Source organism: Caldinitratiruptor microaerophilus, assembly GCF_025999835.1.
In the GTDB taxonomy this organism is placed as follows: domain Bacteria; phylum Bacillota; class Sulfobacillia; order Symbiobacteriales; family ZC4RG38; genus Caldinitratiruptor; species Caldinitratiruptor microaerophilus.
On the sequence record NZ_AP025628.1, the window covers coordinates 648,552 to 667,911 of the forward strand.

A 19,360-nucleotide genomic window follows, 5' to 3' on the forward strand; every position below is an offset into this window, starting at 1 on the left:
GGGCGCCTATTTTTCGGCAGTGCCCGGTCAGCGGGTACCTGCACAACTTCTGTGCCGATCGGCGCGGGGGCATGTGGCACAAGAATTGTGCCAGCGAGGCCACCAGGGCGCTTTTGACCGTTGGCAGCCTCCGTCGGATGCCGGCCAAGTAGACAGAATAACGGGTTGTATGTGACATAACATCGTCATTCCGTAAAGTCAGAGGCGGGCGAAGGGCGAACAGGGACAAAGCTTGACCTATGTACCCGGGGAGGTACATCGGTCGATTTGTGTGCCGGTGGCCTGAGGGTCGCCGGGCGACAGGGCCGGCTCCGGACCGGCGGCCCGCTGGGCGATCTGGCGGCACTCTTCCGGGCTGAGCACCCACAGGGCCTGATCAGCTGACCCCCGCGGTTCCACACGACTGAGCCAGACGGGGGGCGCTTCGACGCAGGCTCGGAGCCGTATGCGCCGCAGACCCGCCAGTCGCCAGTCTCCGGGGTGAGGCAACATGCCGGCGCGGACTGCCCGTCTTCGTGATCTGCCAGCCAGCCCCCCGAAGTTTGCTCGGGTTCGGGGCGACTCCGGGTTGGCCGTTCTTCCCCGAGCGCGACTGCTGAGAAGACCCGGGCACGAGCGCGCGACCGCCTCGGTCTCTCGCCGCCCGAGCCGTAGCAGGCGCCAGGAGATCTGCCAGGCGCCCCCGGCAGGAACGCTGGCGGGCCGGGGCGAACATAACAGGACAATTCGGACGGCCGCGGCTCGGCGGCGCAGGGGGGAGACCCGGCGGTGCGGGTGCGGGGCGGTCGGAACGTGTACGGGGTCCCGATCGGCATCCTCATGCTCGACACCCGGTTCCCCCGCGTCCCCGGCGACATCGGGAACGCGGAGACGTTCCCCTTCCCCGTCCTCTACCGGCGTGTGCCGGGCGCGTGGGTCCCCCGGGTCGTGCAGGAGGGGGACCCGGCGCTTCTGCAGCCCTTCATCGAGGCCGCCCGGGAGCTCGAGCGGGACGGGGTGGCGGCGATCACCACGGGCTGCGGCTTCCTGGCGAAGTTCCAGCGGCAGATCGCGGCGGCCCTCCGCGTGCCCTTCTTCTCCTCCAGCCTCATGCAGATCCCGCTGGTGGCAGCCATGCTGCCCCCCGACCGGAAGATCGGCGTGCTGACGATCGACGCTCGGTCCCTGACCCGGGAGCACCTCGAGGGAGCCGGGGTGTCGCCGGCGATCCCCCTGGTGATCCGGGGCCTGGAGACGGAAGAGGAGTTCTCCCGGGTGATCCTGGGGGACGAGCCCGTCCTGGACGTGGAGAAGGCCCGGGCGGAGCACGTCCGGGTGGCCCGGCGGATGGTGGAGGAGGAGCCGGCGATCGGCGCCATCGTGCTGGAGTGCACGAACATGCCGCCGTACGCCCGCGACATCCAGGCGGCGACGGGGCTGCCGGTGTTCGACATCCAGACGCTGATCCGCTTCGTCCACGCGGCGGTGGCGCAGGCGGGGTACCCTCCGCCACCGGCCGGGATGCGGATGCCGGAGGCGTAGGGGCGGGGCAGGCCGGGCGGCGGGCCTTCCGGGGTGCAGAGTGTACAGGCAGGTGGAGCGAGTGGACCGGGCAGACGTGGTCATCGTGGGCGGCGGCATCATCGGCATGAGCATCGCCTACCACCTGCTGAAGCGGGCGCCCCGGACCCGGGTCGTGGTGCTGGAAAAGGAGGAATCGCCCGGGCTCGGGGCGACGAGCAAGGCGACCGGCGGGATCCGGCACCAGTTCTCGACGGCCGTCAACGTGAAGTTGACGCTCTTGTCGCTGCCGGAGTACGAGAACTTCGAGCAGGAGTTCGGCGTCGACATCGGACTGGTGAAGAACGGTTATCTCTTCGTGACGGCGCAGGAGTCGGTGCTCGGCGGCCTGAAGGAGGCGGCGGCGCTCCAGCGGAGCCTCGGGGTGCCGGCGGAGGTGCTCGCCCCGGCCGACCTGGCCCGGCTCCTCCCCGCCATGCGGCACGACGACCTCGTCGGCGGGACGGTCTGCTGGCAGGACGGGACGGCCGACCCGCACAGCGCCCTGCAGGGTTACTGGCGGCGGGTGCGGGACCTGGGCGGCGAGGTCCGGACGGGGTGGGAGGTGACCGGCTTCCGCCGGGAGGGGGCGGCGATCACGACCGTCGAGACCACGGCCGGGCCCGTCGCCGCCGGCGTGGTCGTGAACGCGGCGGGGCCCTATGCCGGGGTGGTCGGCCGGATGGCGGGGGTGGAGGTGCCCGTGGAGCCGTACCGGCGCTCCGTCTTCGTCGCCCGGCCGCTGCCGGCGCTGGACCGGACCATGCCGCTGGTGGTCGACATGGACACCGGCTGGTACATCCACCGCCAGCACGGCTCCGGCCACCTCCTCCTGGGCGGCACCGACAAGGTGACGCACCCCGGCTTCTCCACCGAGGTGGACTGGGCCGACCTCCAGCGTGTCCTGGAGGCCGGCTTGCGGCGCTTCCCGGTGCTGGCGGAGGCCGAGATCCAGCGGGCCTACGCCGGGCTGCGCGAGATCACCCCCGACTTCCACTGCATCCTGGGGCCGGCGCCGGAGGTGCCGAACTTCTACCTGGCGTGCGGGTTCAGCGGGCACGGCTTCATGCACGCGCCCGCGGCGGGCCGGCTCACGGCCGAGCTCATCCTGGACGGGGCGGCGCGCTCGCTCGACGTCACCCCGCTCGGCCTGGAGCGGTTCCACGGGGGCGAGGTCCACGCCGAGGCGGCCACGTTCTAGCACCGGCGGCAGCGGGAAGGGAGGGAGAGGCGGTGCGGGAGCTCGGCGGATGGCTCGGACAGCTGGTGAAGGCCTACGGCATGCTGGCATCGCTCCTGGCGATCTACACCACGTGGTTCGGCGCCCTGGAGCCCCGGCTGCTCCGGCCGCTGCACGTGCTGCTCCTGCTCCCGCTCGTCTTCTTCCTCTATCCGGCGACCCGCCGGTCGCCCCGGGACCGGCCCACGTGGGCCGACTGGGCCTGGGTGGCGGCCGTGCTGGCCGCGGCGGGCTACCTCGTGCTGAACCACCGGGAGCTGAACCTGCGCTACGACGGGGTGAGCCCGGTCACCCCGGCGGAGATCGTCCTGGGCACGGTCATGATCGGGGCCGCGCTGGAGGCCGCCCGGCGGGCGGTGTCGCCGTGGCTGCCGGTGACGACGCTCGTGGCCATCGCCTACCTCTTCGTGGCCCCGTACCTGCCGGGGGTGCTGCACTACAAGCCGATCCCGTACGCCCGCGTGGTCGAGATGATGTTCCTGCGCGGGAGCGAGGGGATCTTCGGCTTCCTGATGGGCATCAGCGCCACGATCCTGGCGATCTTCATCCTGTTCGCCGTCTTCCTGCTCGAGTCCGGCGTCGGCCAGTACCTCATGGAGCTCGCCACCAGCCTGGCCGGCCGGTTCCGGGGCGGGCCGGCGAAGGTGGCCGTGCTGTCGTCGGCGCTCTACGGCATGGTGAGCGGGTCGAGCTCCGCCGACGTCTACGCCACCGGCTCGTTCACGATCCCGCTCATGAAGCGCACCGGGTACTCGGCCCGGATGGCGGCGGCGATCGAGGCGGTGGCGTCGGCCGGCGGGCCGCTCATGCCGCCCGTGATGGGCGCCGGCGCCTTCATCATGGCCGAGATGACCGGCATCCCCTACTCGAAGATCGTCGTGGCGGCGCTCCTGCCGGCCCTCCTGTACTACGTCGGGGTCATGGCGGTGGTCCACCTGGAGGCGGTGCGCCTGGGCCTGCAGCCGGTGCCGGCGGACGAGCTCCCGAGTGCCGCCGGCCTCCTGCGCCGGTCGTACCGGCTGCTGCCCTTCGCCGCCGTGCTCTACTTCCTGCTCGCGGGCTACTCCCCGGCCAAGGCGGCGCTCTACGGGCTCCTCCTGAGCGTCCTGGTCAGCCTGCCGGACCCGACGACCCGCCTGGGCCCCCGCCGCCTGGCCGGCACCCTGTTCCGGGGTGCCGTCTCGATGGCCGGCATCGCCACGGCGCTGGCGTGCTCGGGGATGATCGTCGCTGCCCTGACCCAGACCGGGCTGGCTCTCGCCTTCTCGAGCCTCATCATGGGGGTCTCCCGCGGGAACGTGGTGCTGGCGCTCCTCATGGTCTTCCTGCTCGTCTCGGTCCTGGGCACGGGGATCCCGACGACGGCGGCCTACGTGATCGCCGTGACGGTCGCGGCCGGGACGCTGACGAATCTCGGCGTGCCGCTCCTGGCAGCGCACCTCTTCGTGTTCTACTACGCGGTCCTGGCCGACGTCACCCCGCCCGACGCCGTGACCGCCTTCGCGGCGGCCCAGATCGCCGGTGCCGACCCCATCCGGACCGGCCTCACGGCGCCCGTCATCGCCGCGGCCGGATTCCTCGTGCCCTTCGTCTTCGCGCTCGAGCCGGCGCTCATCCTGCAGGGACCGTGGCCGGCGACCCTGTGGGTCACGGCCAGCGCCGTGGCGGGTATCGTCGGGCTGGCGCTCGCCGTCGTCGGTCACCTCCGCGGCCGGCTGAGCCTGCCCTGGCGGGTCCTGTTCGCCCTCGTGGCCGTGGTGGCCATCAGCCCGCGGTTCGTCCCCTCCCTGATCGGGATGCTGGGGCTCGGCGCGCTGATCGGGCTGCGGACGTGGCTCGTCCGGGGGGACGGCGCCTGGGTCGATCCCCGCCACCCGGTGGGGGCCGCCATCGACGCCGGTCGCACGGAGGCCGCGGCTCTGGAGTCCGCACGGGAGGTGGAGTGAGGGGTCTTCGGAACGAGTGCGGGACGCCGTAGCGACGCAGGGCTCGGAACTTGCACGGGAGGGACAAGGCGATGCAGAGGCGCAGTGGGTGGAGGGTCGCACTTTTCACCGTATTGGTCGGTGCGCTTCTGGCCGGCTGTGCGGGGCAACCGCAGGGCGGCGGCCAGGGCCAGGGCAGCGCCCCTCCGGCGCAGCAGCAGCCGGCGGCGCAGTCCTCCGGCGGGGGCGCGCAACGCCAGCCGGTGACGCTGACGTGGGCGGCCGGGTCGGTCGGCGGCGGCTGGTACACGCAGGCGGGTGGCCTTGCCGACGTCATCCACCAGAAGGTGCCCTGGATCAACATCAAGGTCGTGCCGGGCGGCGGCGTGCAGAACGTCCTGGCCGTCGACGCCGGTCAGGAGGCGGAGCTCGCCTGGGGCCTGCCGCCCCTGGTCGACGCCGCGATGAAGGGCCAGGACCCCTACAAGGCCCCGGTGAAGAACGTGCGGGCGATCCTCGCCGGCATGGGCATCAACCACTTCCACATGATCGCCGGGGCGGATACGGACATCCGCAGCTTCGAGGACATCTTCGGCGGCAAGAAGCCGCTCAAGATCGCCCTTCCGACCGTGGGCTCGTCGGACGAGTGGGTGTTCCGGCGGATCATGGCGTTCTACAACACGAGCTACGAGGATCTCCAGAAGAAGGGGTACAAGTTCTTCAACGTCTCCTACCAGGAGCAGTCGAACGCCTACCGGGACCGCAACGCCGACGTCTGGTTCACCCAGCTCGCCCTGCCGGCCGCGGCCGTGCAGGAGGGCACGCAGGGCCGCAAGGGACGGCTCATCCCTTTCCCGCCGGAACTGGTCCAGCACCTCCAGGGGATGGCCCTGCTGTCCCAGAAGATCCCGGCCGGGACGTACAAGAACGTGGAGAACACGGAGGACGTCCCCGTCGTGGCCATGGGGAACGTGATCCTGGTGAACGCCAACGTGCCGGATGACGTGGTCTACGCCATCACGAAGGCGCTCAACGAGGACGGCCTGAAAGAGGCGAAGGCCGTTCAGCCCCAGTTCGCCTCCTACGACCCCTCCGTCGGACCCAAGGGGACCGGCGCGCCGCTCCACCCCGGCGCGGAGAGGTGGTACAAGGAGAAGGGGCTGTTGAAGTAACAGGGCGCGTCACCGGCCCGGCGGGTGCATCTCGGCTGGGGGTCGACGGTCGCCCATGGCCGGCTAGCGACAAGCCGGCGAGTGTGCAGTGGGTGCACGGACGCCCGCGGAGGCACTCGCCGGCTTTCACCGCGTTCACCATCCGGAGCGGACCGGCGTACATTATGTCACCCAGGGATCACCGGCCGAACCGAGGTGGACGCCATGTCTGCTGTCGAGCAGGCCTTCGCGGCGGGACAGGGCAAGCGGGCGCTTCTCCTGCTCACGGGTTTCCCCTTTCTCCTCATCGGGACCGTCGAAGGGGTGGCGCCGGGCCTGACCGTCGTGCGGGCAGAGGATGCCGTGCCCTCGGAACTGCGAGGGCGGCCCTTTCACGTGGTGACCGACGTCATCGCGGCATTCTACGTCGAGCGTGCCCCCGGCGAGATTCCACGCCTGGACGGCAGCACGCACCGCAAACGCTACGTGGCGCTCGGCGACATCCCGTCGGCGGACGCCGGGGAGCTCTTGCGCGGGCCGCGGGGGTCGGTCGCGGTGGCTCTTCACGGCCTGCTCGGGCGAGACGTGCTCCTGGTGCTGAGGCCCGACCGACTCCACCTCCTGGGATCCGTCTTCCGTCCCCTCCTCGTCGGTCGCGTCGGTGCCGTGCAGCCCGGTCTCGTCTGGCTCGACGCGCCGAACCTGCGCCTGCCCAGCGCACCTGACTTCGTCTTTCCGCTCCCGCTGGCCGTGCCTCTGGGCCAGATCGGCTCCTTCGCGCCGCTGTCCAGGGACGTGCAGTTTCCACTGGTGTGAGGGGTGTGATGAGCCGAATGCTGCGCCGGTACCACGTGGTGGCCGTGTCCGTGCCCATCACCTACAACCGCCATGGTGATCACGACCCCAACGGAAAGATGCTGGTGCTGGCGGAGCACCTGGACGAACTGCGCCGCCAGGTAGCAGAGCGCCCCGCCGAGCCCGTCCCCCTGGCGCAGCCGCTGGTGCTGCGGGCCTGCCTCGGCGATCGGGTACGCGTCGCCTTCGAGAACCGCCTCGACCAGCCTGCCTCCCTGCACGTGAACGGCTTGACATATGACGTGTACGCGTCGGACGGGGCGAGCGTGGGTGCCAACCCGGACACCACCGTGGTCCCGGGCGGGGTCATGGTCTACGAGTGGCATGCCGACCGTCTGGGAGCCTATCTGTTCCACGACCTGGCCGATCCGCGCGCGGGCGACGCCGGCAGCCAGGTCCACGGCCTGTGGGGCGTCGTCCTCGTTGAGCCCCCGGGCTCCCGCTGGTTGGACCCCGAAACCCATCGCCCGCTCGCCGCGGGGACGGAGGCGGTCGTCGAGCATCCCCTGCTCCCCGACCGGCGCGAATTCGTCGCCTGCTTCCACGACGAGGCCCCCGTGGTGGACCGGGACGGAAACACACCGGTCGATCCGCTGACCGGTCAGCCGGACGCCACGCATGCCATCAACTATCGCGCGGAACCGATGCGGAACCGGATGCGGGCAATCATGCAGGGACGGTGCGCGGGTTGCGTGGGTGAGGACGTGGCGCACGACTCGTGGCCTTTCGGGGATCCTCCGATCGTGTTCCGGGCATACCGCGGAGACCCCGTTACGCTGCATCTGGTGATGGCCGCGATCAAGGAGAGCCACGTCTTCCATCTGCACGTCCACCAGTGGCTCCGCGATCCGGACGAACCCGACTCCAACGTGATCGACTCGATCGCCGCCACGCCCCAGCAGGTCGTCCGCATCGATCTGCTTTACGGAGCGGGCAGCTTCCAGCGCGCCATCGGTGACAGCATCTTCCACTGCCACTTCTACCCACACTTCCACCACGGGATGTGGGGGATCCTGCGCACTCTGGACGTGCAGGAGGACGGGACGCGCCGCTATCCGGACGGGTCTCCCATCCCGGCACTGCTGCCGCTGGCCGACCGCCCGGCGCCCCCCCGGCCGACGCCTTCGCGACCGGGGTTTCCCCACTTCATCCCGGGGAGGTTCGGGCAAAAGGCGCCCAAGCCGCCCCTGGCCATCGCCGGCGGCCGGGCACCCACCCCGCTGGAGGCGGCCCACATGGACGCGCGGGCGACGCCGGGGGCCGTGTTCGCCAATCCCGCGCCGGCCGGCGCTCCCGTGCGCCGCTATCGCCTGGTGGCCATCCAGCGACCCATTGTGTACAACCGCGCCGGGTGGCACGATCCGCAGGGGCGACTGTTCGTGCTCGCCGAGGACGAGGAGGCCGTGCGGCGCGGAGAACTCGAGCCCGAGCCCCTGGTGATCCGCGCCAACGCGGGTGAGGTGCTGGAGATCGAACTGACGAACAAGCTACCGGCGACCTTCGGTGGCACGGCGTTCATACCCGAGGTCGAGACCACCGACTGTGGGCTGCATGTGCACCTGGTCAAGTTCGATCCGCTGGTCGCGGACGGATCCAACGTCGGCTGGAACTACGACAGCAGCGCGGGCACCGGAGAGACCATCCGGTACGTGTGGTATGCCGACTCCGAATTACGGGTCGTCTACTTTCACGATCACCTGTTTGCCACGACGCACCAGCGGAACGGTCTGTTCGGTGCGGCGGTCGTCGAGCCTGCCGGTTCCACGTTTCACCGGCCCGCGGACCTCGCTCCGGCGGACAGCGGAACCCGGGCCGCCATCCTGCATCCCCTCGAACCAGACTACCGTGAACTGGTCCTGGCGGTGCAGGACTTCGCACCCCTCTTCGACCGCGACGGCAACCCGCTTGACCCGCCGCCGGTCCCGGGGCTCTTGGACGACAACGGCGTCATGGCGGTCAACTACCGCAGCGAGCCCCTCCGGGAGCGCCGGGACCGGGGTGACAACGCCTATGCGTTCAGTTCCTGGGTCCACGGCGATCCCGTGACCCCACGCTTGGAAGGCTATGCCGGCGACCCGGTTCGCCTCCGGCTGTTCTCCGGCGCTCACGAGGAGATCCACTCCTTCAACCTCCAGCGCTATCGCTGGCTGGAGGAGCCGCGGAACCCGGACTCACGCAGGCGGCAGCAGCAGGCGTTCGGGGTGTCCGAGGCGTTCACACTGGACTTCAACCTGGCAGGCCACGGAGACCGGGATTTCGACGTGCTGTGGTACTTTGGCGCCATCGATGACCTGTGGCTGGGTTGCTGGGGCCTGGTGCGCGTCTTCGGCCAGGCGGTGCCGCACCTTGCCGCACTGCCCGATCGACCTCCGCCCAGCCCCCGCACCCGTCCGCTGCCGGCTCCGACGGGACACCCACCGGCCCCGGCCGCGCCGCCGGAGCCCGGCGGCCCGGTGCGCCAGATCCGACTGGTGGCTGTCCGGCAGCGGCTGAAATACAACCGGTTCGGCGACCACGATCCCGAGGGGCTGGTGCTGATCCCCGAAGAGGAACTCCCGGCCGTGCGCGCGGGACGGCGCGCACCCCGTCCGCTGGTGCTGTACGCCAGCGAAGGCGAGTGGCTGGAGGTGCGCGTGCGCAACGAGGTGCCGCCGCTCACTCCTCCCGTCCGTCCCGCAGTACCCGTGGACGCACCCTGGACACCGTCCGAACGGGTGGGCGTGTTTCCCCAGTACCTGGCCTTCGACCCCTTCACCGCTAGTGGTGGTGCCGTGGGATTCAACGCGGACGCCACTGCGGGTCGCGGCGGGGAAATCGTGTACCGCTGGCGGGCGGAAACCGGGGTGGGGGCCGGACTGCTCTTTGCGGGGGCGGATCCCCGTACGCACCGCCACCATGGCCTCTTCGGGGCGGTGGTGGTCACCCCGCCGGGAACGGTACCGGTCGACCCGCGCACGGGTCGCCGTGTGGCCTTCGGCGAGCGGGTAGTGCTCCACCACCCGTTGCTCCCGTCGTCGCGCTCCCTGACCCTGTTGCTCCACGATGGGGCATACCTGCTGGACGCGCGTGGCAACCCGGTACCGGACCCCGGTGGCAACCCCACCGGGGGACCGCCCCTCGGGGGCTCGACGGTCGACGAAGAAGACCGCGGGCAGCGGGGATTCAACTACCGCAACGAGCCGTTGTGGCGCCGGCTGCGGCGCGTTCCCCGGGTGCGTCACGTCTTCCGTTCGCAGGTCCACGGGGATCCGGCGACGCCACTGCCCAAGGTGCGGGCGGGCGATCCCGTCGTCATTCACCTGCTTCATGCGGCCGACAAGCCCCGCACCCACAGTTTCCTCGTCCACGGCCACCGCTGGCTCGCGTGGGGCGCTGCCACCGGCGGGGCGACCATCGGTGTGATCAGCGTGGGCGACGGGATGAGCCTCTGGCTGGAAGGGGGGGCGGGCGGCTGGCTCAGGCGCAGGGGTGACTACGCGTACCGCTCTGGGGTCCTGCGCTGGCACCTGGAGATGGGTTTGTGGGGTCTCCTGCGCGTGTACCCGGCCCGATGGGGTCACCGAGACCCGCGGATCGGGTGGGCCGGTGCCGGGGTGGCGCCGGTTCCGCCGCGGGCTCGGGAGCCGGCCAAGGCGGTGCGGGAACCCCTCGGTCCGCGCCGCCCGGGTCGCGGACGCTGAGGTGTGGCACCTGGGAAGGGCCTGTTCAACAGGCCGCGCCCCTCCGGTCGCACGTGGGCGACCGAGAGGGGCGCGGCCGTTCGCTTCGGTGGGGCCGCCGGCATGGCGGGCGGCGCGGGCGGGTTCTCAGAGCGTCGCCAGGAGGGCGGCGAGGAGCGCGGTGCGAGGTGCGAGGCTGGAGACCTCCACGTACTCCCACGTCGTATGGGCGCCGTCGCCGGCGGCGCCGAGGCCGTCCAGGGTCGGCAGTCCCGTTCCGGCCGTGAAGTTTCCGTCGCTGGCCCCGCCCACGGCTGCTTCCGGGAGTGGATAGTCCATCTGTGCGGCCAGGGCGCGGGCATGCTCGTACATTTCCGCGACCGCTGCCGTCCGCTCGAGCGGGGGCCGGTTGATGCCGCCCTCCACCCGGAGCGACGCCCCCGGGCCCGTGGTCAGGCTGCGGACGGCCCGGTCCACCCGGGTGGCCTCGTCGAGGTGGAAGAAGCGGACGTCGACCTCTGCCCGGGCGAACTCCGGGACGACGTTCGCCCGGGTCCCTCCCTGCACCACGCCGATGTTCACGGTGGTGCCGCGCTCCAGGTCCGACAGGGCGTGGAGGGCGAGGATGAGCCGGGCCAGCTCGACGTTGGCGCTGACCCCGCGCTCGAAGTCGTTGCCGGCGTGGGCGGCCTTCCCCTGCACGGTGAGGTCGTAGCGGGCGACCCCCTTGCGCGCCGTCTTGACGGCGCCTCCCGGCGCGGCCGGTTCGAGCACGAGCGCGTACGCGGCCTCTCGTGCCCGGGCCTCGATCAGGGCGCGGGAGGTCAGGCTGCCGACCTCTTCGTCGGTCGTGACGAGGAGGACGACGGGCCGGGCCGGCGCGAGCCCCAGCTCTTGAAGCGAGCGGGCGGCGTGGAGCGCCATGACGATCCCCGCCTTCATGTCGTACGACCCGGGCCCGTAGGCCCGCCCCTGCTCGACCCGGAACGGGTTCCGTGCGAGCGTGCCCACGGGGTGGACGGTGTCCATGTGGCAGAGGAGGAGAGCGGGGCGGGGCGGTGTGTCCCCGGGGCCGGCGGGCGGGGCGCCCGGCCAGCGGATCTCGAGATGAGGCCCCACCCCGGGCACGGGATGGCGGCGCACCCCGGCCCCGAGGGCGCTCCACCGGGCGGCGAGGATGCCGGCCAGCGCCGTGAGGGCGCCTTCGTCCCCGGTGGGTGACTCGTGCTCGACCAGGACGCGGAGGTCGGCCAGCATGGCCTCGGTGCGCTGTTCCAGATGCCGCAGGAGCCGTACGGGGTCCATCGGTCAGATCACCTGTTCCTTCCGGGCCCGGGGGTCCAGGAAGTCCCGGACGCCATCGCCGAGCATGTTGAGGCCCAGCACCGTGAGGGCGATCGCCAGCCCCGGGTAGACCGTCATCCACGGTGCCTGGCGGATGTAAGAGCGCCCCTCGGCCAGCATGCCGCCCCACGAGGGCTGCTCCGGGGGCACCCCCGCCCCGAGGAACGATAGGGACGCCTCGGCCAGGACGGCGTTGGCGAACGTGAACGTCGCCTGGACGACCAGGGGCGACAGGACCCCGGGCAGGATGTGCCGGAAAAGGATCCGGGCGTCGCTGCAGCCCAAGGCCCGGGCGGCCTGGACGTAGTCGGCGTTCCGGAGGGAGAGTGCGCCGGCCCGCACCACCCGCACGGTGCGTGGTGTGTAGACGGCGGAAAGGGCCGCGATGACGTTGATGACGTGGGGGCCCAGCGCTGCCATGATGGCGATGGCCAGAAGAATGGCCGGGAATGCCATGAGGCCGTCCATGAGCCGCATAATCAGATGGTCGGCCCGGGGGTAGTAGCCGGCGAGGAGCCCCAGCACGACCCCAGCCACGGAGGTGACCAGCGTCACGGCGCCGCCGACCAGCACCGACACCCGGGCCCCGTAGAGGATGCGGCTCCACACGTCCCGGCCGAAGTCATCGGTTCCGAGCCGGTGGAGGGGGGAGGGGGCGGACAGGCGGTTGGGCACGTCGAGTGCCGTCGGGTCGTACGGGCTCACCCACGGGGCCAGCGCGGCCCCCAGGCAGACTACGGCCACGATGGCCAGCCCCAGCCAAACGGTCGGGTAACGCCGGAGAGCACGCCACAACCGGCGCGAGATCACCACCTGCCACCCCCCCAAGCCTAGTCATACCGGATCCGCGGGTCCAGCGCCGCATACGCGATGTCGACGAGGAGGTTCACCAGCACGTACACCGTGGCGGTGGCCAGGACCGCGCCCTGGATCACAGGGTAGTCCCGGCGCTGGACCGAGGCGACCACCAGCGAGCCCATTCCCGGGATGTTGAACACCGTCTCCACGACGACGGCGCCCCCGATCAGGAGGCTCAGGCTGATACCCACGACGGTCAGGACGGGGACCAGGGCGTTGCGCAGCACGTGCCGGATGAGCACCCGGGCTTCCGACAGGCCCTTGGCCCTGGCGGTGCGGACGTGGTCCTCGCGGATGACGTCGATCATGGCGGTGCGCGTCATGCGGGCGATGAGCCCGGCGTGGACGCTCCCCAGCGTGACGGCGGGAAGCGCCAGGTACTGGAGGGAGCGGAGGAGGTCCCGGGCCGGCGACACGTACCCCGCTACCGGGAAGAGGCGCCACTTCACGGCCAGCCACAGGATCAGGTTCAGGCCCAGCCAGAAGCTGGGGATCGAGATGCCGGCGAGCGCCAGGGCCATGACGAGGCGGTCGACCCAGGTGTTCCGGCGCCAGGCCGCCAGCACCCCGGCGGGGACGGCGATTGCCAGCGCCACGGCCTCCGAGAGGAGCGCCAGCATAAGGGTGGGCTCGGCGCGCTCGGCGAGGGCCGTGGTGACGGGCTTGTCCAGGAAGATCGACCGGCCCAGGTCTCCCTGGAGCCCCCGCACCACGAATTGAAGGAACTGCACGTGCAGGGGGCGGTCGAGGCCCAGCTGGTGGCGGACCCGGGCGAGGTCCTCCGGGGTGGCGTCCGGGCCGAGCATGTACGCCGCGGGGTCGCCCGGGGTGAGGTGTACCAGCCCGAACGCCACCACGCCCACCACCAGGAGCACCGGGATGAGCGACAAGAGCCGCTTGACGACGTAGGCGGTCACGAGCCCACTCCCTCCGGAGTGCGCTACTCCGTCTTCCAGACGTTCCAGAAAGCGATGTCGAACCGGTTCACGTAGCCCTGCACCTTCCGGGACAGTACGACCTGCTCGAAGGCGTCGCCGTACTTGATCATGGGCGCTTCCTCGTAGAAGGCCTGCTGGATCCGGTCGAACACGGCCTTGCGCTGGGCGGTGTCGGTGGCGGCGTTGAACTCCTTCATGAGGTGCTGGACCCGCTCGCTTGTCCACCACCCCGGCCAGGCGCCTCGCGCGCCGATGAACGGGATCTGGCTCGGGTCCGCGGAAAAGAGGATGCCGGTGAAGAACATGTCCCAGGCGTCCTTCCGCGCGCGCCGCTCGACCAGCGACGGCCAGTCGTACACCTGCAGGTCCACCTTAAAGCCTGCGGCCTCGAGGTGCGACTTGGTCACCAGGGCGGCCTTGTACATGTAGTCGTAGTCCTTGGTCGTCAGGAGGATGACCGGCTGCCCCGCGTACCCGGCCTCCTGCAGGAGGCGGCGCGCCTTCTCGGGGCTGTTCTGGTTGTAATACTCCGCCCCGGCGGTAGAATGGTAGACCTGCTCCTGGAACTGCAAGCCCGGGTCGAGCCGCCAGAACTCCTGTGGGCCGATCGCCGCCGCCATCACCTCGGCCGGGTTGACGGCGGCCAGGGCGGCCTGCCGGACGCGGACGTCGTTGAAGGGCGGCTTCACCGTGTTGAATACGCCGACGACCCATCGGAAGGGCTTCTCGATGACGACCTGCAGCTCAGGGTTGTCCTTGAGCCGTTCGTACTGGTCCGCCGGGATGATGTCGGCCACGTCGTACTCGCCGGTCTGCACCCCGTCGGCGCGGACGGTGGGATCCTTGACCGGGAGGAAGCGGATTTCGTCCAGGTAGGCGACCTTCTTACCCCCGAGGCCCTCGGCGGGTTCGGGGCGGGCGGCGTACCGGTCGAAGCGGACGAGCCGGATGTACTGGTCCTTCTTCCACTCCGCGAGCCGATAGGGACCCGTGCCGACGATCTCCTTGACGGGGTCCTTGCCGGCGGCCTCGGCGATCTCCCTGGGCATGATGGCAGGCGCCTGATCCGTCGAGGCCAGGGCGGGCAGGAGGGAGCTGTAGGGCTCCTTCAGCCGGAACACCACGGTGTGCGGGTCGGGGGCGGTGAGCGACTCCACGTTGGCGAAAAGGGCCCGGCCGCTCGGTGCCAGTTGCGCCCAGCGCTCGAGCGAGGCCACCACGTCTTCGGCGGTCATGATCTTGCCGTTGTGGAACGGGACGTCGCGGCGGAGGGTGATGGTGTAGGTCTTGCCGTCGCTGCTGACGTCCGCCTTTTCCGCCAGCATGGAGACGACCTCGTAGTTCTTGCCGAGAGTGAACAGTGTTTCGTAGATGTGCCAGGCCACCTTCTTGGTCAGTCCGGCCGTGGTGTACTGGTAGTCCAAGGTGGGCGGTTCCGAGTTCAGCGCCACCCTGAGCACGCCCCCGGTGCGGGGTTCCCCGGCCGGAGCGGATCCCTGGGCGGCCGTGCCTGTCCCGGCGGCGCCCGGTTTCCCCGCGGTCCCGGAACCCTGGCGTGCGCAGGCGGCAAGACCGAGCGTGCCGATCAGCAGGATGGCGGCGATGGCCGCGCGCGTGCGCTTCATGGTGCTGACCTCCCGATCGCGTGTCTCAGGCGGCAAAGTCTTTTGCGGTGACCGTGTAGTGGTCCAGGGCCTCCTCATCGATATCCACCCCGATGCCCGTGCCCGTCGGGACCGTGATGGTGCCGTCGGCGTTCAGGGTGAAGGGCGGGCTCACGATGTCCCGCTCCCAGTACCGGTCGCTGGGCGACGTGTCCCCGGGCAGCGTGAAGCCCGGCAGCGTGGTGAGGTGCAGGTTGATGGCCCGGCCGATTCCCGACTCCAACATCCCGCCGCACCACAGCGGTACCCCCCGCTGGCGGGCGAGCCGGTCGAGCGCCTGCACCGCGCTCAGGCCGCCCACGCGCCCGACCTTGACGTTGATGATCCGGCAGGACCCCAGGTCGAGGGCCCGGCGGGCGTCCTCGGGGCTGTGGATGGACTCGTCGAGGCAGATCGGGGTAGAGAGTTCGGCCTGGACCCGCGCGTGATCGACGATATCGTCATGGGCCAGCGGCTGCTCGATCATCATGAGGCCATGCCGGTCGAGTCGACGCAGGAGGTCCAGGTCGGCCAGCGTGAAGGCCGAGTTGGCGTCGGCCATGAGGGGGATGTCCCCGAAGCGTTCCCGGATGGCGGCGATGATCGGCTCGTCCCACCCGGGGCGGATCTTGACCTTGATCCGCCGGTAACCCCGTTGCAGTGCCTGTGCGATCTGGTCCAGCAGGGTCTCCGGGTGCTCCTGGATCCCGAGGCTGATGCCGACGGGGACCGCCTTGCGTGCCGGGTCGCCGCCCAGCACCGCCCAGAGGGGCTGCCCCTGGGCCCGTGCGTACAGGTCCCAGAACGCGTTCTCGAGGCCGGCCTTCGCCATGTGGTTGCGCCGGAAGTGCTGAAGGGCGGCGGCGAGGTCGTGGGGGTGGGGGAAGTCCCGGCCCAGGACCTGGGGGATGAAGTTCTGCTCCAGGATCACCCAGGCGGAGGCCGTCGTCTCCTCGTTGTACAGCGGGGCAGCCATGGTGGAGACTTCTCCGTACCCGCGAAGACCCTCGCCGCGGACCTCGACGATGAGGAACTCCCGGTCGTACTGGCGCCCGAAGCTGGTCTCGAAGTAGCTCTTGAGCGGCATCCGGACCTGGCGGAGCCGGACTTGTTCCACGCGCACGGGCGGGCTGTACCTCCTTGGTTCGTCAGACGATTCGTCGGATGCTTCGTTGTGTGAGCCGGGTCCCGGGTGACCGTGGCATTCAGGGGCCGAGGAACGGGTCGAGGTCCTTGAGGGCTTCCTCGAGTCGCCCGAGGGTCCGGACCACGCGCTCGCGCAGCCCGAGGCTCACCGCCCCGAGGAGCGCTCCGGCCAGCCCGAACGCCGCCGCGTACGAGTCCCAGGTGAAGCCCGAGTCGATTGGACAGGTGAAGGCGACGGTCGAGTGGGGGACGAGGGGCGAGAGCGGGCTGTCGGTGATCCCCACGACCGCTGCCCCCCTGCGTCGGGCGGCCCGGGCGATGTCGACCGTTGTGCGGGTGTAGCGGGGAAAGGTGAAGACGACGGCCACGTGGCCGGGGCCCATCCCGGCGACGTGGGGCGCCGCGTCGCCTACCCCGCCGTCCAGGATGTGGACCATCGGCCCGAGCATGGCACGAAGGATGAAGCCGAGGTACTGCGCCAGGAAGCGGGAAGACCGGGCGCCCACGACGTGGATGGCCTCGGCCTCACAGAGGAGGTTCACGGCCCGCTCGAAGTCTGCCTCGGTGATGTGATTGCGGAGCCCGCGGATGTTGGCGGCCTCCTGTTCCAGAACCCGGTGCAGGACCCCTCCCGGCCCCTGCGCGTCGGCCGCCTGGCGGCTGAAGGTCCGGAGTGTCCGCCCCAGACCTTCTCTGGCGGCTGCCTGCAGTTCCGGGTACCCGGCGTAGCCCAGGGCCACGGCCAGGCGGATCACGGTGGCCTCGCTGACGCCCGCCTCGCGTGCCACCTGCGCGGCTGTCAGGAATGCGACCTGAGGGAACGTGCGCGCGATCCACTCGGCCGCCTGGCGCTGCCGAGGCGTCAGGCGCGGGCCGGCCTGCTGCATTCGTTCGGGCAGGGATGCCCCTTCCGGCACTGCATCGCCTCCTTGTTCTCCGCGCGGTCGGGGGGGTGGCGGAGCCGCACCGCGCGGGTTGGTGTGAAGGAATTACGCCAGAAATGGCTGCTGATGAAGGATGTGCTTCATTACATTCTCGGACCTCTACAGAACTCCTGCCGGTTCCCGTCGCTGTTCGGCAGGCAGTACCCATGTCCTGTGTGGGCCTGCGCCGGGCTGGCCGGTTCGCCGGCGCGAACGAAGGGGGCCCCGGGCGGTTCGCCCGGGGCCCTGGTACGGCCGGTCTCAGTCCACCGAGTGGGCCGACCGCGGCCGGTTCGCGGGGACGATGCAGAGGAACCCGAGCACGTCCGGACCCGGGTTCCGGAACTGGTGCCGTTCCCAGCCCGGAATGTACACCACATCGCCGGTGCGGACCGGGTGCTCCTCATCGCCCAGGAGCACCGTGCCGGAGCCCCGGAAGATGACCACGCCGTGTTCGTAAGCGTGGGACTCGAGCACGCTGTACCCGCCCGGCTGGATTTCGAAGTACCGGAGCGCGAACGTCGGCGCCTCCTCCTGCCGGCCAATGAGCCGCTGCACGGAGGCGCCGAGGGAAGCGCCATCGCCGTAGCGCTGGACTTCCACGCCCTCCCAGGAGTGAGCCTCGCCGTCGCCGGTGTACCGCTTGATGACCGCCATCGACCCGAACTCCTCCCGCCCTTCATCGGTACTGCAACAGCAGATCCACCAACCGGCGGCTGTTCTGTGCCAGGTCCGGGCCGTCCCGGTGGAGGCCACCGCCGATGAGAAAGATCGCGTCCTGACCGTAGAACACCGACATCTCCGGGATCCGCTCCGGGGTCATGCCGCCCGCCGGGGTCGGAAAGGCCGGCTTCAGGTGCCCCATCGGCGCCTCACAGCCTTCGGCGATCTGGCGGCACTCGTCCCGGCTGAACGAGAACCGCCCGCCCCAGTTCGGGTAGATCACCGCGTCGGCACCGGCCAGGCGCATGATCTGGCCGAACAGGGCGTGGTGGGAGATGCCGCTGGTCGGGCTCGTCACCCAGCTCCCCAGGAAGGCGGGGTGGCTCATCACAGGAAGGGCGATGCGGTCGTCTTCCGCCAGACGCCGCATGGTATCGAACCCCGTCAGCCCCGGGCAAACCAGGAGCCCGCCCGCCCCGGCCGCCTTCGCCAGCAGCGCCCGTTCGAGCGCTTCCTCCCCGGGGGCGGTGACGTTGGCCACGTAGATCGAACGACCCCCGGTCTCCCGGTTGGCGCGGCGGACTGCCTCCGCGCACCGCTCCACCCGCTCCCGGAACGGGGCGAAGGGCTGATCCGTGAGACCGTGGTCGTCCTTGATGATGTCGATGCCCCCGAGCGCGAACTGGTAGGCCTGCTCCGCCAGCTCGTGGGAGGTGAGCCCCACGGGTTTGAGGGCAGTGGCGAGGAGCGGCCGTCCGGATGCTCCGAGCCAGTCGCGCAGGCCCTCCCGGCCGAAGCGGGGCCCCCGGTAGCGCTGGAGGAGGCTCTCCGGCAACTCCAGCCGCTCGAGGCGGACCCCGGGCTTCAGGCTGATGTTGCCGAACACCACGTTGAGGAGCTGGGTCAGGTCCGCGCCCACGATCTCCACCGCGTAGCTGACCACGACCTCTACCTGGCCGGGCTCCAGTTCCTCCAGGGCCTCGACGCGGCCCACGAGGTGGTCCCGGATCTCCCCTGCCGGTAGCAGTTCCTCCGGGAATTCCACCGTCTGCTCGAAGCAGATGTCCTGCGCCCGGGCCCAGGCGGCCTCCAGGGAATCGCTGAGGCGGTAGGCCACGGCGAAGCGGTTGCCGGAGAGGTTGAGGGAGCTCTTGGCGGGCATCGGCGACCTCCGTGGGAGCGGAAGGCTGCTGCAGCGCGGCAGCGTGACGGATACGAGGGAAGCCCGGCTCGACGCTGGATCACCACGACTGTACCAACCCCGGGACCCGCGGGGCAAGCCCTGGCCTGCGGGCGAGCGTCCCCGCCCGCCGGCATGCCGCCCGGGAGGCCTTCGCCACAGGACTCCCGCCGGATCGCGTCCAGGAGGCCCCGGGGGATTCCCCCGTGGCTGGTGCCGTCGTGGGCGGACAGTCGATCGGTCGCGGTGAGTGTCAGATCGAGTTCACATGTTCACATGCATTCTTGTCGGTCGAC

14 protein-coding genes are annotated in these 19,360 nt (G+C 70.7%); 6 read left to right on the forward strand and 8 right to left on the reverse strand.

The window, feature by feature from the left end:
- Positions 1–768: 768 nt before the first annotated feature.
- From caldi_RS03040 to caldi_RS03065, 6 genes are all read left to right on the forward strand, one after another.
- A complete protein-coding gene (locus caldi_RS03040) occupies positions 769–1,521 on the forward strand; it encodes an aspartate/glutamate racemase family protein (protein WP_264843641.1) in 753 nt (250 codons plus the stop codon).
- Between the two features lie 61 nt (positions 1,522–1,582).
- Positions 1,583–2,740 carry an NAD(P)/FAD-dependent oxidoreductase gene (locus caldi_RS03045; RefSeq protein WP_264843642.1) on the forward strand — a complete coding sequence of 386 codons (1,158 nt, stop codon included), beginning with the start codon at positions 1,583–1,585 and terminating at the stop codon, positions 2,738–2,740.
- Positions 2,741–2,772: 32 nt separating this feature from the next.
- Positions 2,773–4,725 carry a TRAP transporter permease gene (locus tag caldi_RS03050; RefSeq protein ID WP_264843643.1) on the forward strand — a complete coding sequence of 651 codons (1,953 nt, stop codon included), beginning with the start codon at positions 2,773–2,775 and terminating at the stop codon, positions 4,723–4,725.
- 71 nt (positions 4,726–4,796) lie between these two features.
- The gene (locus tag caldi_RS03055; protein ID WP_264843644.1) at positions 4,797–5,876 is read left to right on the forward strand and encodes a TAXI family TRAP transporter solute-binding subunit; all 1,080 of its coding nucleotides are present in this window, start codon (positions 4,797–4,799) and stop codon (positions 5,874–5,876) included.
- A gap of 204 nt (positions 5,877–6,080) precedes the next feature.
- A complete protein-coding gene (locus tag caldi_RS03060) occupies positions 6,081–6,671 on the forward strand; it encodes a hypothetical protein (RefSeq protein WP_264843645.1) in 591 nt (196 codons plus the stop codon).
- Positions 6,672–6,679: 8 nt separating this feature from the next.
- On the forward strand, positions 6,680–10,390 hold the full coding sequence (locus tag caldi_RS03065; protein WP_264843646.1) for a multicopper oxidase domain-containing protein: 3,711 nt from the start codon (positions 6,680–6,682) through the stop codon (positions 10,388–10,390).
- A 126-nt stretch (positions 10,391–10,516) separates the two neighbouring features.
- Here the strand turns inward: caldi_RS03065 and caldi_RS03070 are convergent, their stop codons facing one another.
- The 8 genes from caldi_RS03070 to caldi_RS03105 form a co-directional block, all read right to left on the reverse strand.
- On the reverse strand, positions 10,517–11,674 hold the full coding sequence (locus tag caldi_RS03070) for a M20 family metallopeptidase (protein WP_264843647.1): 1,158 nt from the start codon (positions 11,672–11,674) through the stop codon (positions 10,517–10,519).
- Positions 11,675–11,677: 3 nt separating this feature from the next.
- Entirely contained in the window at positions 11,678–12,526 is an 849-nt protein-coding gene (locus tag caldi_RS03075) for an ABC transporter permease (protein ID WP_264843648.1), read from the reverse strand.
- A gap of 17 nt (positions 12,527–12,543) precedes the next feature.
- Positions 12,544–13,488 (reverse strand): ABC transporter permease, encoded by a 945-nt coding sequence (locus caldi_RS03080; protein WP_264843649.1) that lies wholly within the window; start codon positions 13,486–13,488, stop codon positions 12,544–12,546.
- Between the two features lie 23 nt (positions 13,489–13,511).
- Positions 13,512–15,134, reverse strand: a complete 1,623-nt coding sequence (locus caldi_RS03085; protein ID WP_264843650.1) for an ABC transporter substrate-binding protein — start codon at positions 15,132–15,134, stop codon at positions 13,512–13,514.
- A 25-nt stretch (positions 15,135–15,159) separates the two neighbouring features.
- Positions 15,160–16,275, reverse strand: a complete 1,116-nt coding sequence (gene menC, locus caldi_RS03090) for an o-succinylbenzoate synthase (RefSeq protein WP_264843651.1) — start codon at positions 16,273–16,275, stop codon at positions 15,160–15,162.
- 82 nt (positions 16,276–16,357) lie between these two features.
- Positions 16,358–17,215: a MurR/RpiR family transcriptional regulator gene (locus caldi_RS03095; RefSeq protein WP_264843652.1), complete on the reverse strand. Its 858-nt coding sequence runs from the start codon at positions 17,213–17,215 to the stop codon at positions 16,358–16,360.
- A gap of 267 nt (positions 17,216–17,482) precedes the next feature.
- Positions 17,483–17,878 carry a cupin domain-containing protein gene (locus tag caldi_RS03100; RefSeq protein WP_264843653.1) on the reverse strand — a complete coding sequence of 132 codons (396 nt, stop codon included), beginning with the start codon at positions 17,876–17,878 and terminating at the stop codon, positions 17,483–17,485.
- 22 nt (positions 17,879–17,900) lie between these two features.
- Positions 17,901–19,046 (reverse strand): RuBisCO large subunit C-terminal-like domain-containing protein, encoded by a 1,146-nt coding sequence (locus caldi_RS03105; protein WP_264843654.1) that lies wholly within the window; start codon positions 19,044–19,046, stop codon positions 17,901–17,903.
- Positions 19,047–19,360 lie beyond the last annotated feature (314 nt).

Coding starts and splice junctions, on each gene's coding strand:
- caldi_RS03070 (WP_264843647.1), bottom strand. CDS start 11,674: ATGGACCCCGTACGGCTCCTGCGGCATCTGGAACAGCGCACCGAGGCC.
- caldi_RS03065 (WP_264843646.1), top strand. CDS start 6,680: ATGAGCCGAATGCTGCGCCGGTACCACGTGGTGGCCGTGTCCGTGCCC.
- caldi_RS03085 (WP_264843650.1), bottom strand. CDS start 15,134: ATGAAGCGCACGCGCGCGGCCATCGCCGCCATCCTGCTGATCGGCACG.
- caldi_RS03055 (WP_264843644.1), top strand. CDS start 4,797: ATGCAGAGGCGCAGTGGGTGGAGGGTCGCACTTTTCACCGTATTGGTC.
- caldi_RS03105 (WP_264843654.1), bottom strand. CDS start 19,046: ATGCCCGCCAAGAGCTCCCTCAACCTCTCCGGCAACCGCTTCGCCGTG.
- caldi_RS03060 (WP_264843645.1), top strand. CDS start 6,081: ATGTCTGCTGTCGAGCAGGCCTTCGCGGCGGGACAGGGCAAGCGGGCG.
- caldi_RS03100 (WP_264843653.1), bottom strand. CDS start 17,878: ATGGCGGTCATCAAGCGGTACACCGGCGACGGCGAGGCTCACTCCTGG.